The following is a 14,818-nucleotide window of genomic DNA, read 5'->3' as shown; positions in this document are numbered from 1 at the left end:
TGGTTTAGGACTGACCAGCGGCCAGCAAGCGCTCCACATCCGCCACATTGCGGCAACGCAATAGCTGCCCCGGCGACAGCTCCACGGCGAAGGTTTCCCGCATGCGCGCCGCGATGGTTTTCAGATGCTGCGGCAGCAAGCCCATGCTGCTGAAATCCAGCAACTCGTCGGCCAGCTCCTGGTAGGAACGCCCCAGCACGCCCAGATAAATGTCCAGCACCGGACGCCGGTGCCGCGTCGCAGCGGCCGGGGCCTCGGCAACGGCGGGCGCGGGCGGCGCCACGCGATCCTGAGCCGGGACATGGGCCGGCGCCTGCAACAAGGCGCGCGCGCCGCGGCGGTCCGGCTTGCCGTTTTGCGACAAGGGCAGCTGCGCCACCTGCAAGAAGCGCGTGGGCACATGGGATTGCGGCAGGACGCGGCGCGCGTGTTCGCGCAGATCCGCCGCGCTCGCCTCCGCGCCGGGCTTGGCCACGTAGAGCGCGCCTATACCCAGCTCCCCCTGCCGCTCGTCGCCCACATCCACCACCAGCACATGGGCCAGCGCCGGATGCTTGATCAGCTCCATCTCGATGTCCGGCAGCGATACCCGCACCCCGCGCACCTTGATGTAGCCGTTGACCCGGCTGTCGAACATCATCACCCCGTCCGGCCGGTAGCGACCGCAGTCGCTGGTGCGGAAGGCGCGCGCCTCCCGGCCGGCCTCGTCCCGCACCGTGACGAAGTCGTGCTGGGTCAGCTCGCCGTTTTCCAGATAGCCCAGCGCCAGATTGACGCCGGCGGTGTGAATACGTCCGGCCACGCCGGCCGGGCAATGCTCGCCGCGCTCGTTCAGCAACCAATAGCGGTTGCCGGGCAGCGGCCGACCATAGGGCACCTTGGCGCTGTCCTCCGCGACGATGTCGTGCCAGATGCTCCAGATCGTGGTTTCCGTCGGCCCGCCCAAGGACAGCAGCCACGCCGCCGGCAAACCGGCGCGCAAGTCCGCGATGATGGACGGCTTGATGTAATCCCCGCCCTGGGCCACCAGCCGCAGGCTTTGCAGCCCGCCTTCCCGCCGGCAAGACAGCAACATCTCCAGCATCGCCGGCACCGTGCACCACAGCGTGACGCCGTGCTCGTCCACCAGCTGGTTCCAGCGCACCGCGTCCTTCTCCTCGCCCGCCTCCGGCAACACCAGCGTGGCGCCGGCGCTCAGGCTGCCCAGCACGTCGAACACCGACATATCGTGATGCAGCGGCGTCACCGACATGCACACATCGCGCGGACTCACCTGCCAGTGTTCCAGCGTGGCGCCGATGACGTTGGCCGTGGCCCGGTTGCACAACACCACGCACTTGGGCTTGCCGGTGGTGCCCGAGGTGTACAGGTAATACGCCGGCGTCTCGCTCAGGGACAGCGCCTGCCAGCCGCCGCGCGCGGCCAGCGGCGCGGCCTCGGCCAACAGTTGCTCCGGCGTGGCCCGCGCATGCTCCGTCGGCAGCGGCTGGGTCGCCACCACCAGGTTGGGCCGGCAGTTGTCCAGCAAATAACGCAGCCGCTCCTCCGGCGACGCCGCGTCTATCGGCACCCACACCACGCCGCTGAAAGCGCAGGCCAGGGTGACGATGGCGTGTTCCGGGCCGCGCGGCAGGCACACCGCCACCACCTGGCCCGCGCTCACGCCGCGCGCCTTCAGCGCCGCCATCGCCCGGGACACCGCCTCGCCCAGCTCGCCGTAGCGTATCCGCCGCTGGCCGCTGATCAGCGCCACCCTGGCGTTGTCCGGGTCGAAGATCTGAGCGGCGATGCGGCCGAGGAAATCCTCGCGCCGCGCCTCGGCTTCCACGCTGTTCAGCCGGTAATGGCCGTAATCCAGCACCCGGCCGGCCGTCGCCTCGAACACGCCGCTGTCCACCACTTGCTCGATGGCCCGCTCCAGCGCGCTCAGCACCGCGCCCACCAGCGCCGGCTCCAGCGCGTCGCGGGCGTAGTCGATGTCAAACACCAGCGCGCCGTCCGCCCGCGCGGAAAAGCGCAGATCCATCGCCACCTGCGGCGTCTGGGTCAGCCCACCCGTCTGGCGCATCGCGCCGTCCGCCGCCGCCGGCCACGACAGGCCATTGGTCACCACCACCGGCAGCGCCGGGCCGGGGCCATGGCTCTCAAACAACATCCGCGCCAGGTCCACGCCGGAGAAAGCCAGATGCTGCAAGCCCTCCATCACGTCCGCCTGCAAGCGGCGGCCGCGCTCCGCCAGGCTGTCCAGCCCCGCCTGCCACGCCACCGCGATAAAGCTGGAACGGTTGGAGAAGCCGCCGGACGGCAGCGGCGCCACCGGCACCGCCACGCACAGCCCGCCCTCGTCCAGCCAGTGCGACAACACCTCCAACACCAGCGCCATCACCGTGGTGTTCTTGAAAAAGCGTTGGCCGTTGCCCAGCTTGCTCAGCCGCTCGAAACGCTCCGCGCTCACCGTCAGGCTTTGCCGCTCATAGCGCGCCACGCCCAATTGATCCAAGGGCTTGCGCCAAGGCAGCCGCGGCGCGCCGCCGCAATCGGCCAGCTTGTTTTTCCAATACAGCGCGTCCGCCTTGCGCGCTTCAGCGGACGCCTCGACCGCCGGCGCGGCGGCCGGCCTGCTCGGCTCCGCCACGCCCTGGAACAGCTCCAGCATCAGCGCGGCGATGGAGCGCCCGTCAACGATCAAAGCGTCGAAACGCGCGAACACCGTCAAGCTGTCGTCCGGCAGCAGGAACAGCGTCAGCTCCCACGGTGAGTGCTCCAGATCAAACAGCGCGTGGGCGTAATCCTCTCGCGCCGCCGCCACCCGCTCCTGAGCCGCCGCCGGCGACAAGGCGCGCAAATCCACCTCGCGCAGATTCACCCGCGGCTGCGCGCGGACCCGCTGCCGCAGGCGCGTGTCGTCTATCACCGTGCGCAGGCAATCGTGACGCCGCACCATCTCGCCCAGCCGGCCGCGCAGCAGCGCCGGGTCCATCGTCCCGTGGTATTCGCGGAACTCCTGCATCGCCACCCCGCCCAGCGGCAGCTGCGCGGTGCGGCCCAGCAGATAAGCCTGCTGCAACACCGACAACGGCGTTTCCGCCTCCGGCTGCGCCAACGGGCGCTCCAGCGCGGCCGGGTCCGCCGCCACGGCGGTGGCCAGCGCCACGAAATCGTTGAATAGCTGCGTGACCCAGTCTTGCGGCAAGGCGTCCAGGCGGATGTCCCAATTGATCAACACCCCGCCGTCCGCGCTGACGATCTGCGCGTCCAAGGCCACCTGCGGCCCCTGCGAAATCACCCAGTTCATCGCGCCGAAAACGCGCCGTACCCGCTCAGAGAACAGCTCGCCGCCCGGCATGTCCAGCGCCGCGGTGAACACCACCGGCGCGATCTGCGGCGAGCGGTGATGGCGGGACAGATCCCGCATCAGATTGACGCCCGGATAAGCGCAATGGCCGGCGCGCTCCAGCAACTGCGCGGCCAGGTTTCGGCACAGCGCGCCCAAAGTCGGCGCCGCGTCCAAATCCACATCCAGCAACACAAGGTTGGCGAACTCCCCGATGATGCGCTCCGCGCCCTCCATCAGCGGCGGCCGCCAGAACACCGGCACATTCAGCCGGAAGCGCCGGTCTCCGGTGGCCGCGCCCAAGGCCTGGGCGAACACGCCCAGCATCAGGCCGGACAGCGTCAGCCGCTGCGCCTTGGCCAGCCGCCGCAAAGCCTGGCGCTGCTCCGGCGCCAGCCAGGCGCACAGGCGCTGGCTGGACGCCGCGCCCGCCGGCCCCTCCCGCCGCGGCAAGGACGGCGCCGGCGCGATATTGGGCAATTGCTCGCGCCACCAGTCGCGGTCCCGCTCCCGGGCCGCCTTGAGCCAGGGTTCGTCCCGCGCCCGGTCGCACCACTCAAAGAAGGACGGCGTGGGCGGCGTCTCCGCGTCCGGGGCTTCGTAAAACAGCGCCAAATCCTCCATCAGCACGCGGAAGCTGGACGGGTCCACCGCGATCATGTCCGCGTCCACATGCAGCCGGCTGTCGCCCGCGCCAAACAAGCTGATGGAAAAACGAACGGCTTGACCGGTCGCCAGGTCAAGCCGCTGATGTGTCCACTGCTGACGCTTGGCTTCCAGCCGCTGCGCCAGCGCCTCGCCCTCCAAGGCGGTGAAATCCTCCACCTCCAAATGGGGCGCCTTCTCCGCCGCCGCCAGCGCCTGCATGCCGTCCGCCGTCACGCAGGCGCGCAGCATTCCATGCTCGCGGCCCAGCCTGGCCAGCGCGGCCACCAGGCGCGGCAGATCAACGGCTTGGCCGTCGAACTCCGCATACAAATGCGCAGAGACGCCACCCAGATCGGAATGATCGCCCCGGCCCATCCAGCAGGCCGCCTGCATTGAAGTCAGCTCTCTCATTTCGCACCCATGAAAATTGACAAATGGATTTCTTGCATTTCTTCCATCTCCATATGGCATCTCTAAATGCGAATGATTATAATTTACATTTTTAGCGTGATGCAATGATCCAGGTGAAATCGTCATGACGAATGAAAAAGCAATCAGCACCACCCCGCCGCAAGCCGCCAGCACGCACCAATGGCTGCACAGCCGGCTGCGGCAACTGATAGCGGAAGACGGGGCGCTGAACCCCACGGAAAACCTGATGTATTACGGCCTGGATTCCCTGCGCCTGATGACGCTGGCCGCGGAACTCAACGCCCGCGGCATCCCCGTGCGCACGGAAGAACTGAGCCGCTCCCCCACCCTGGCGGACTGGGAAGCGCTGCTGGACGCCCGGCAAGCGAGCGCTTGAAGAGTGGCTGCGGCCGGCACGCAGAACCGGCCCTTAGAACCTGTTTACGACCTGCTGCGCTGCGGCGATACCGCGTTGAAAACGGCTTCGAAATGCTCATGTACCACTAGTACATTCCGCTTCCTCAGCCATTTTCGCCTTGTCTCGCTCTTGCTCGCGAGATCGTAAACACGCTCTAAACCACTAACAGAACCCCTAAAACAGACAAAACCGGGCGCCAACCCACGCCCAGCCAACAAGGAAAAACACCAGCAATACCCACCCACCGAGGACCCATTCACGATCTTGCGAGCCAGGACAAGACAAGGTGAGACAAGGCGAGAACAGCTGAGAAAGCGGAGTGCACACAGGGTGCATGAGCATTTCGAAGGCGTTCTCAACGCCCTGTCTAAACTATCCCGTCGACGCGCAGCGGATCGTGAGCAGGTTCTGAGAAACCACGGAGCTCCCCCATGTCGCTGTCTTCTCTAGACCAAAACCGTATCGAATCTTTTTGGCAGTACTGCTTGCAGCACCAATATTTCAATCTTGCTTACCCAGAGTCAGCCGACTTCGACTACACCCCCTTGCACCGCTTCCTGCGCTTCTCCATCAACAACTGCGGCGACTGGAACGAAAGCAGCAACTACCTGCTGAACTCCTTCGACTTCGAACGCGAAGTCATGCACTTCTTCGCCGAACTGTTCCACATCCCCTTTGACGAAAGCTGGGGCTACGTGACCAATGGCGGCACCGAAGGCAATATGTTCGGCTGCTACCTCGCCCGCGAACTGTTCCCGGACGCCACCCTGTACTACTCCAAGGACAGCCACTACTCCGTGGCCAAGATCATCAAGCTGCTGCGCATCAAATCCCGCGCGGTGGACTCCCTGCCCAGCGGCGAAATCGACTACGACGACCTGGTGGCCAAAATCCGACAAGACCAGGAACGCCACCCCATCGTCTTCGTCAACGTGGGCACCACCATGAAAGGCGCGGTGGACGACATCGGCGTCATCCAGCAAAAACTGGCTGAGGCCGGCATCCCGCGGCAGGACTACTACCTGCACGCCGACGCCGCGCTCAGCGGCATGATCCTGCCCTTTGTCGACGCCCCGCAGCCCTACTCCTTCGCCGACGGCATCGACTCCATCAGCGTGTCCGGCCACAAGATGATAGGTTCGCCCATGCCATGCGGCATCGTGCTGGCCAAACGCAGCAATGTGTCGCGCATCTCCGTGGAAATCGACTACATCTCCGCTAAAGACCAAACCATCAGCGGCTCCCGCAACGGCCACACCCCCATGATGTTGTGGGCCGCCATCAAGAGCCGGCCGCTGGCGGAATGGCGCCGCAAAGTGCGCCACTGCCTGGACATGGCCCAATACGCGATAGACCGCCTTCAGGCCGCCGGCATTCAGGCCTGGCGCTGCAAGAACTCCATCACCGTGGTGTTCCCCAGCCCGTCTGAACCGGTGTGCGACAAACACGGCCTGGCCAGGTCCGGCGGCGCGGCCCACCTGATCACCACGCCCCACCACCACGACAGCCAGCGGCTGGACCGCCTGATTGACGACATCATCCGGGACTTGGGAGCTGTCTCAACCAACGCCGCCATGAACGCAGCTTAAAGCCGGTTTAGCTCTGCCAGCTTGTGGCAATACCACGTAAAAAGCCGCCCGGAAAGGGCGGCTTTCTGCTGTAACGCCTCCGCCGTATCGCCGACGCGAGGCAGGCTTTGAACAAGTGCTTACTCCGCCTCCAGCAACACCGCCTCCACCCCCTGCAAACACCCCACGCGGCCAGCGGGCGATGAGGAAAGATCAGCCAGCCGCAACCGGCATTCCCCCTTTGCGTCGCTGACGCAGCTGGCTTCCGTGGCGGCCGGCTCCAGCTTGCAAGCAGCCACCGGACCAGCCGGCATGCGAATCACCACCCGCTGCAAGCGTGGAGCCAGCCGCGCCACCCACCAGCCGGCCTCGCGCATCGCCGCCTGATACTGCCGTCGCCCCTGTTCCAACTGCGCCACCGCCACCCCGTCGACATCGTGCCGCTTAAGGCGCACCTCCACCCCAAGCTGCAAGCTCACCTTGGCCGGCACCGTGATCCGCACAGGGGGATTCTCATCATACAAAGCCGCGCTGATAGGTACGGCTGCCGAGCCGAAACGGTCCAAACGCATGCTGATGGGCGCGGCCGCCGCCAGAATTTCCAGCGTACTGCCCTCCAAGGACAAAGCGCGCTCCAATGTAGACAAACGCAGACGAAACGCCAGGGCCGGATAGGTTTGCGGATTGACCTGGAACAGGTATTTGAGATTCACCCCGTCGGCAATACGCCGATAGTCCAACTCGTAGACATGCTGGGCCTGGACGGCGGGCGACAAGCCCAGGCCAACCACCGCCAGACATACCCACCGGCAAAAACACTTCAGGGACTGAGCCACCGTTTTCCCATCCGCAGCAAACCATGGAAAGACGCCAAAGGAACAGATGGCGCAACAGCAGCATGATCCACAAAACGCAGCAAAGGCGCGCCATGTCCCGCCAAACGTCCGCATTCCGCCACCGCTGAATAAAACCCGCCCACCACATCCGCCAGCCCCAAAACGGCGGCCTCCGAGCCATTGAGCACCTGTCCGGTAGCCACACGCTCTAGCCCCTCTGGACTCAAGCCCGGCCTGCACTGCAAGATGGTCGCCATGAACTGCCGCCCGTTTTTCTGCACCAGCTCATGCAGCGCCTGCTCGGCCTCAGGCGCCAGATCGGAACAATGGCTGAACATATCTTTCAAGGCATTGCTGGCATAAGCGGTGTAGCGCAAGCCAATCTTCGACAACAATGCCGACGGGGACAACAAGCGCACAATCGCCCCCGCACCGCCCAAGGTGGCGCTGGGCGTGACCACGACCCGGTCCGCCGCCAGAGCGATCAACAAGCCTGCCGACAAGGCCGTCTCCAGCACCAGGGAGACAATAGGCAACCCCAATTCCTCGCGGCATAGCTTGACCGCTTCGATGATGGCTTCCGCGCTGCCGGCTGCGCCTCCATTGGAAGAGACGCGCAGCAATACCGCGCAAGCCGCCGGCTTTCGTGCCGGCAGTTCGCGTAGCCGCATGGCAAACTCCAGAGCGCAAGCCTCGGTGATAGGCCCGGCAATGGAGAAAACATAAATACAAGACGGTCGACGCGGCCATATCACGGCATGATCTCCATCCGAACCATCGGAAACGCCAGTACGGTACCAATGCACACATCCGTTGTTACATGAGCGATAAAGGCGGCAGCCAATCCCCCGCTCCAGGCTCTAAGCCCTCCCAAGGCCAGGCCGTACCACAAGGTCAAGCCAACGCCTACCAAGCCATTCGGCACGCCTCCGGCGTAATGCGCGGCAGAGAAAGCCATCGCCTGAACCGTCAGAACGATAGGCAAGGACAAACCGGCTTCAATCAAACTGCCTTGCACCATGCCGCGATACATGACTTCTTCCATCCAGCTGTTCAGCAACGCAAACCCCAGAATGACCGCCAGCAAGGCCGTAGCCGGCCAAGCCGGCATCAAACCTGCCTGCACCCGCAAATCCGGAGCGAACCAACGCATCCACAGCAGCAAAACGCCGCTACTGATCAAGCCCACCAGCACACCCAAAGCGACATGACGCGCCCTCACGCGCCCCATGCGCATGACTTCCAGCAGACGCGGCCGGTCCCGGCGCCAAAACACCAGGGACGTGGCCAAGATAGGCAACAGCATGATCAGCGGCCAGATTTGCCACCCCGGCAGCAACACGCGATTGAGCAAGCAAACCGACACCAGCAGCATGACCATGCGCGCCAAGGGTTGGGCATGAGACCATGAACGCCAGACACACAAGACAGCCAGCAGCGCAGGGCCCCATAACGCCGCCCCGCTGCTCAACTGTGCCCATGCCAGCGCGGCTATCAGACCAAACAGCCCAGTTCTCTCGCGGCTACGTAGCAACGGCATGCTCATATCAAGCTTTCCTCAAGATTAAGCCTGGCTTGGTCATGAAACGGGCATGAATGCCCCTGGCTCACCCCGCTGTCGCGCTTTCCGCAAGCTTGCGCTGCAATAGCGCCTCAAAATCCAGCAAAGTGTGCAATTGACCAGCTTCCTCATCGGAAATCTCGACCTGAAACGCTTTTTCCAACTCAAACAGCACGTCGGACAGCGACAGGGAATCCAGCCCCAAGGTCTCCACATCCGCGGCTTCAAGAATCGCCTCCACCGGTAAATCCGCCGCCTCTGCCAGAATGGCCGCCACTTTTTCACGCAGTTCCATATTCGCCTCCATCAGAAAGAGCCTGCTCTATCTCCTGCGCCAAGCGCCAACGTTCCGCTACCGCGTGCCAAGCGGTGTATTGCTCGGGATAACGAGCAATCAATGCGCCTATCGCACCATCTATGCGGCAGGCCAGCTCAGCCAGTTCCTCCCCTGAAGACTGGCTCGGCACGGAAAGACGCAAATGGCTGGCGGTACGAAACACGCCCCCCTCTCTCACCACGCTGAGCACAACCAGATCCACCTCCAGCCTCTTGGCCAACTCCAGAATGCTCAATGGAAACATCGCGGCTTTGCCGCAGAGCCGAGACCCCACCATGCGCACGGTTTCCGTTGGCATGCTGTCCACTCTCATCGCCACGGAATAACCTTGACGCACCGCCCTGGCAATCTGCCTTGCCACCAATGGCTGGTCAGCGGCAATCCCTTCAATTTTCTGCCCGGTCATGGCGGATAAAAATGGATAAAAGCCAATCTTCTGCAAAGGCTCCAAAGCGCGGCGTGGCTGCACCACGGCAATTTTCCTGGCATTGGCATATTGCTGCTGCACGGGCAACAGCATGCCAAAATAGTGCAACGCGAATGAAACCAGCAGATAAACAACCGGCTTTTCCGGAAGCGTGCCCTTTGGCGCCTGGATATCTACATGCGTATGTTTTCGACCCCAGCGCAATAATTGATCTCCAGGCAGCCGGCAAAGGGTGGAAAAGGTCAGGGTGTTCCTAGCGTGATTGATCTGTATTTTCCAATAGACCTGCCAGCTCCGAAAATACGACACGCTCATCACATGGGAAATGGCAGACAGCGTCAGACTCGCTTTAGCCGTACTCGTTAAAGCCTTTAACGTCCATCCGCTCCCAACCAAAACAGCCAGCATCATTTGCAGCGGATAAGGCCACTTACCACCAAACCAGGCCCAACGAGGTATGAGGTCCATCAAATCTGAGAACTTTACGCCAACAGGCATGGCATAAGCTGTCGACGTAGACGATATAGTGTTTAGATTCTCCATTACCCTCCTCCAAAGCCAAAAAATGCCAGATAAAGTGAGCCCTTAGCGCCTGTTTACGACCACTCGAGCCAAGGCAAGACAAAAAGAAAACAACTGAGAAAGCGGCGTGTATATACGGCACATAAGCATTTCAAAGAGGTTTTCAATACTGTATCGCCGACACACAGTAGATCGTAAGCAAACGCTTATCAGCAGGGCTCACTTTATTTACCTCATAATTAGTTGGCAATAATCAAGCATGTGGCGGAAGACTGAACCGGAGTGACGGCGGACTTGGACACCAGAACGACTTTCCCGCCAATCAACACCTTCACAACCGGAGGTTTAACCGGGGTGGCTGGTTTGCTTAATGGCATGAGTGCTCTCCAAATAAAATAGCGTTGAAATCAACAAGCCTGCTAGCAGCGCAGGCAATCAGCACTCTGCTCCCGCATTTTCCCAAGTGTCAATTCAATATGTCCTTCGAAGCCCCCCACCCCCAGAAGCCCGAAATAAAATCAGCCACATCATTAGAATGATTTATCTCTGAATAAAATTTTATAATTCCAACACAAACCAAAAATACCAATAGCATGCAAAATAAAAAATTCAACTCAGCAAGAAAAGCTATTGCATAATAGAACTAAAGCACGCCACGCTTTACGGAAATGCCTTGCCAACTTAATCTGACCGCCCCAAAACATACCAACATCATCTAAGTTTCTACCGCAAGCCTATTGCCATGATCACGCCCCCGTTCCCTCACCTGCATGGCTTAATCGCAAGAGCCCCCGTAAAAAAATAATGGTGGGAAAATGCAACATGGCAAAAGCCGAGCTTATCCATCCATGCAGAAAACGCGGACACCGCCGCTTTACTCTCCTCAATCCGCATGCCCTAGCCTTGACGCCCCTGTCTTCCCCCCTTACTCTGCCCATGCGCTGCGCCAAATAACGCAGCCATGGGCTGGGAGGCCCGTTCTGAACGTTTCTTAGCAATTCGCTTGGCTGCGACTTGCTATGTGCTCATGCGTCTGCCACCACCGGGTGGGCTCATGGCACTGAGCCCCTTGGGCTGCCGTGGAACGTTCCGGTCCTCCCACTTTGTCATGAGCCTGCCCACGCCTTCCGTGCGTGCCGTGCAGGCTTCCTTAAGCAAATGTTTGTGGAGGCCATAATGAATATATTGAGTTTCTGCCGGCAAACCCCTAGTTTTCCCCAACCCGCCACGATGGAGCGCCAGCCATGAGCGCCGCCGTCGCCAAAACCCAAAAAACATGGCTGCTGCAACAGATGTACCAGCAGATCAAGCAGCTGCGCATCGCCACCGCCGGCCAAGACGACGCCTACGCCCTGGTTAAAGCCCTGGAGGAGTGCTACCTCCAGGCCGACGAGAACCTGACCCGCGGCATGGTCCACCTCCACACCGCCAACCAAAGCCTGCACGCCATGATGTCCCTGCTGCTGAACTGCCAGGAGAACCAGCAAATCAACTGCGAGCAAATGGCGGCCCTGCTGGAACCCATCCGCCAGGAACTGCACGCCGGCTTCATTCAGATATCCGATGTGATGTAGACGTGACAACGCCGCAGCGGGGAGGCTGCGGCGTGGCTCACTATCCTGTTACAGCAAAAACCAAAGCTAATGCCGCTAAGAAGCGGTCAATCAAACAAAGACTCTTGCCGCTGCGCCAGTTCCGGGCACGCCTGATCCAACAACTGGTCCAGAGAAAGTCCGGAAAGCTCCGCCGCCTTCTTCCGCGAAATCGTTTTACCCTTGACCAGGCCAATCTCAACGCCGGCATGCTCGGCCAACAATTGCCGATCCGCCAGATTGCCCGTCACGACGTAGTAATACCGGGCGGCAAACGACCACCAATCCTGCTCAATCACCTCCGGCTCCAACCGGTACACCAAGCCGCTTGGCGACGCGACAATCGCCGCCAATCGGTCCGCGCCGACCGCCACCAAGGCCGTGATCTTGCTGCTGTCGGACTCGCCCTCCACCTCACCGGCACCGCCATCCTGCAAGGGCAAGCCAGCGCTCCGCATCCTCGCCAGCAAACGAACCGGGTCATCAATAGCCACTTTTGACACCCAGCTTGCATTCTGATGATTCAAATCCACTCGTGCATTCATTGACTGTCTTTCGTATTTTTCGCATTAACACCGGCAAGCCTGCGCTCGCCTACAACATAAGCCTAATAACCACCGCTACTCGCGCTGCTGAGACCAGATCGTGCGGCCATAACAGGATCTAGGGAAGCCCGGCTTCGCAGCTCAAGCACCGGCCGGCACCTGCGGCGGCACGCTTGCCGCCGGCGTCGCATCGTCAAAACGCGCATACCACGCCAAGGTATTGGCCTTGGTGAAGCCCTCCGCATCGTCCATGCCGCTATGCAACTGATCGGGATTTGGCACGCGGATCGATTTGAGCACCCGGTTCACCGCCACATAGGCCGGCGGATGGCCGTATTCCTGAACGCCGACATCCGGCAACACGCCTGCCTGAACCATCAGTCTGCCGTTGTCGGTTTCCTGCACGCTGACATCGGGCAACTGAAGCTGCTGCTTGAGCGCGGCCATGCCGCCTAGCTTCTCGATATAGCGGGGACCCAGCAGCGTCAGCCAGTTGACGCCTTTGATGCCATCTTCCAATTCAGCTAAATCCATGTGGGGCCCAGAATCTACCATCAGACCACTGTATCGTTGTGCCATCTGGAATTCATAGGGCTGATACTGATGTCGGTCATAAGGCAGATTGCAAGCCAGACCCGCATAGCCATGGTCCACATCCAAGGTTTCGCACAGATAACGCACCCAGTCCTTGAACTGTTGCTCGCCATCCGGCTCTTCCAGCAACTGCCATGGCAATGTGATTTTCAGATAGGACAACCACTCGGAGTCATGATCAATATTGCAGGTCATCGCCTTGATGGCGTACTCAGCGGGCAACTCACCATTTTTTTCGCTTTGCAGAATCCAGAAAAACATGGCCCCATCGTCTACTAATCCGGACAGTTTTTCTTTGGCTTTCGTGATACTGGCTTTGCGCAGAGAGGTGAACCCTCTTCCGCTAAAGTCATGAAACTGCCCTTTTAGGTACGGGCCAAACTGCTCGACAAAACGGTCAAAGCAACCTAACACCTTGTAACCTATGTCCCGCTGCCCGCCATGGCGGAAGTACACGGTGCAGATCAGCCCCAGCCGGACCAGCTCCTGGCCTTCAGGGGTTACCCCTTCGATGAAGTCCACTTGCTTGGCAATACGCTCATAGGCTTGCTTGTGCGAGGGTGCTTGGGCATCTCTCATCATTTGGTCTGATGGAATCGGGCTGGCCTGCCCAGCTTTGCGCCACAACTCACCGGCCGGCGCGAAAAGGGGCAAGCTTGCCGCCTGCGTCACATCGTCAAACCGCGCATACCATGCCAAGGTATTGGCCTGGGTGAAGCCCTCCGCATCGTCCATGCAGGTATGCAATTGATCGGGATTTGGCACACGGATCGATTTGAGCACCCGGTTCACCGCCACATAGGCCGGCGGATGGCCGTATTCCTGAACGCCGACATCCGGCAACACGCCTGCCTGAATCATCAATCTGCCGTTATCGGTTTCCTGCACGCTGACATCGGGCAACTGCAGCTGCTGCTTGAGCGCGGCCATGCCGCCTAGCTTCTCGATATAACGAGGTCCCAGCAGTGTCAGCCAGTTGACGCCTTTGATATGCTCGGAAAGGTTATCCCCATCAATCAGCGCAAACGAATCGACCATCAGTCCGCTATAGCGTTGTGCCATCTGGAATTCGTAAGGCTGGAATTGATGATGGTCATAGGGCAGATTGCAGGCCAGACCTGCATAGCCATGGTCCACATCTAGGGTTTCACACAAATAACACACCCAGTCCTTGAACCGCTGTTCCCCGTCCTCATCCGCCAGCAGTTGCCAGGGCAATATGATCTTGACGCAAGACATCGCACCATAGGGGTCACTTTCCGCATTGGACGTCAACGCTGAAATCGAATAGCTTGCAGCTACCTCAGCTGTTTTTTCACTTTGCAGAATCCAGGAAAACATAGCTCCCTCATCCACCAGTCCGCGGAGCTTCTCCTTGGCCTTCACGATGCTGTCTTTGCGGAGGCTGGTAAAACTGCGACCACTTAGGCTATGAAACTGTCCTTGCAGATGCTCGCCAAACTGCTCGACAAAACGGTCGAAACAGCCCAAGACTTTGTAACCGACATCCCGCTGCCCGCCATTGCGGAAATACACGGTGCAAATCAACCCAAGTTTAGCCCGCACCTCGCCTTCCGGGCTTACGCCATCAATATAATCCGCCTGATTGAGAATACGGCCATAGGCGTTCAGATACCTTAATTGCTGCTCATTTACATTTTCGTCCACTACACCGCCACCACATCGTATTAGATATTGGTTATGCAGTGTATTAACGGTGGAGATAAGTAATGCCGTGGAAGGCGCAATCGCTCTGACAAAAAAACTTACATTGCGCTCTTCATTAGAGCAGGCCCATTCCCTACCTAGTTTCTTCCACCCCGCTTGACCTTGCCAGTCCTTGAAACACCCCAATAATTTCTTTGCGGGCATGTACACAAAACAAACAGTCTGCGTTCCATTCGCAGTAAAGCTGTCATCGTCCAGACTCAATAGCTGCTTAAGCTGGGCTTGTAGCTGCGCCACGGTCTCTATACGGAAATTTTTCACAATTCAATCTCCAATGATTGGACTCGCTATAACCCA

At 60.4% G+C, this 14,818-nt stretch carries 11 protein-coding genes; 3 read left to right on the top strand and 8 right to left on the bottom strand.

The features are described from left to right. Nucleotides 1-4: 4 nt before the first annotated feature. Nucleotides 5-4,393: an amino acid adenylation domain-containing protein gene (locus JW897_RS20215; protein ID WP_205467410.1), complete on the bottom strand. Its 4,389-nt coding sequence runs from the start codon at nt 4,391-4,393 to the stop codon at nt 5-7. Nucleotides 4,394-4,517: 124 nt separating this feature from the next. Here JW897_RS20215 and JW897_RS20210 point away from each other — a divergent pair, with 124 nt between their 5' ends. Next, complete coding sequence (locus tag JW897_RS20210; protein ID WP_205467409.1) at nt 4,518-4,790, top strand: phosphopantetheine-binding protein; 273 nt, start codon at nt 4,518-4,520, stop codon at nt 4,788-4,790. A 452-nt stretch (nt 4,791-5,242) separates the two neighbouring features. Further along, entirely contained in the window at nt 5,243-6,400 is a 1,158-nt protein-coding gene (locus JW897_RS20205) for a histidine decarboxylase (RefSeq protein ID WP_205467408.1), read from the top strand. A 119-nt stretch (nt 6,401-6,519) separates the two neighbouring features. Here the strand turns inward: JW897_RS20205 and JW897_RS20200 are convergent, their stop codons facing one another. The 5 genes from JW897_RS20200 to JW897_RS20180 form a co-directional block, all read right to left on the bottom strand. After that, the gene (locus JW897_RS20200) at nt 6,520-7,215 is read right to left on the bottom strand and encodes a hypothetical protein (RefSeq protein WP_205467407.1); all 696 of its coding nucleotides are present in this window, start codon (nt 7,213-7,215) and stop codon (nt 6,520-6,522) included. Further along, on the bottom strand, nt 7,200-7,886 hold the full coding sequence (locus tag JW897_RS20195; protein WP_205467406.1) for a S49 family peptidase: 687 nt from the start codon (nt 7,884-7,886) through the stop codon (nt 7,200-7,202). Before JW897_RS20195 ends, JW897_RS20200 begins: the two co-directional genes overlap by 16 nt. Nucleotides 7,887-7,966: 80 nt before the next feature. Then, the gene (locus JW897_RS20190; RefSeq protein ID WP_205467405.1) at nt 7,967-8,761 is read right to left on the bottom strand and encodes a CPBP family intramembrane glutamic endopeptidase; all 795 of its coding nucleotides are present in this window, start codon (nt 8,759-8,761) and stop codon (nt 7,967-7,969) included. A 61-nt stretch (nt 8,762-8,822) separates the two neighbouring features. Next, nucleotides 8,823-9,071 (bottom strand): acyl carrier protein, encoded by a 249-nt coding sequence (locus JW897_RS20185; RefSeq protein WP_043639763.1) that lies wholly within the window; start codon nt 9,069-9,071, stop codon nt 8,823-8,825. Further along, nucleotides 9,058-10,083, bottom strand: coding sequence for a lysophospholipid acyltransferase family protein (locus tag JW897_RS20180; RefSeq protein WP_205467404.1), 1,026 nt, complete (start codon nt 10,081-10,083; stop codon nt 9,058-9,060). Before JW897_RS20180 ends, JW897_RS20185 begins: the two co-directional genes overlap by 14 nt. Before the next feature lie 1,223 nt (nt 10,084-11,306). Between JW897_RS20180 and JW897_RS20175 the strand changes: the two genes are divergently transcribed. Beyond that, a complete protein-coding gene (locus JW897_RS20175) occupies nt 11,307-11,636 on the top strand; it encodes a hypothetical protein (protein ID WP_048415165.1) in 330 nt (109 codons plus the stop codon). 86 nt (nt 11,637-11,722) lie between these two features. Here the strand turns inward: JW897_RS20175 and JW897_RS20170 are convergent, their stop codons facing one another. Together JW897_RS20170 and JW897_RS20165 are read right to left on the bottom strand one after the other, a co-directional pair. Next, nucleotides 11,723-12,199 (bottom strand): hypothetical protein, encoded by a 477-nt coding sequence (locus tag JW897_RS20170; RefSeq protein ID WP_205467403.1) that lies wholly within the window; start codon nt 12,197-12,199, stop codon nt 11,723-11,725. A 141-nt stretch (nt 12,200-12,340) separates the two neighbouring features. Beyond that, the gene (locus JW897_RS20165; RefSeq protein WP_205467402.1) at nt 12,341-14,782 is read right to left on the bottom strand and encodes a type VI immunity family protein; all 2,442 of its coding nucleotides are present in this window, start codon (nt 14,780-14,782) and stop codon (nt 12,341-12,343) included. Nucleotides 14,783-14,818 lie beyond the last annotated feature (36 nt).

The sequence above is a fragment of the Chromobacterium alkanivorans genome (assembly GCF_016937655.1).
GTDB classification, from domain to species: Bacteria; Pseudomonadota; Gammaproteobacteria; order Burkholderiales; family Chromobacteriaceae; genus Chromobacterium; species Chromobacterium alkanivorans.
Note: the sequence above shows the minus strand (reverse complement) of the source record. Positions and strands in the feature narration are given on the sequence as shown.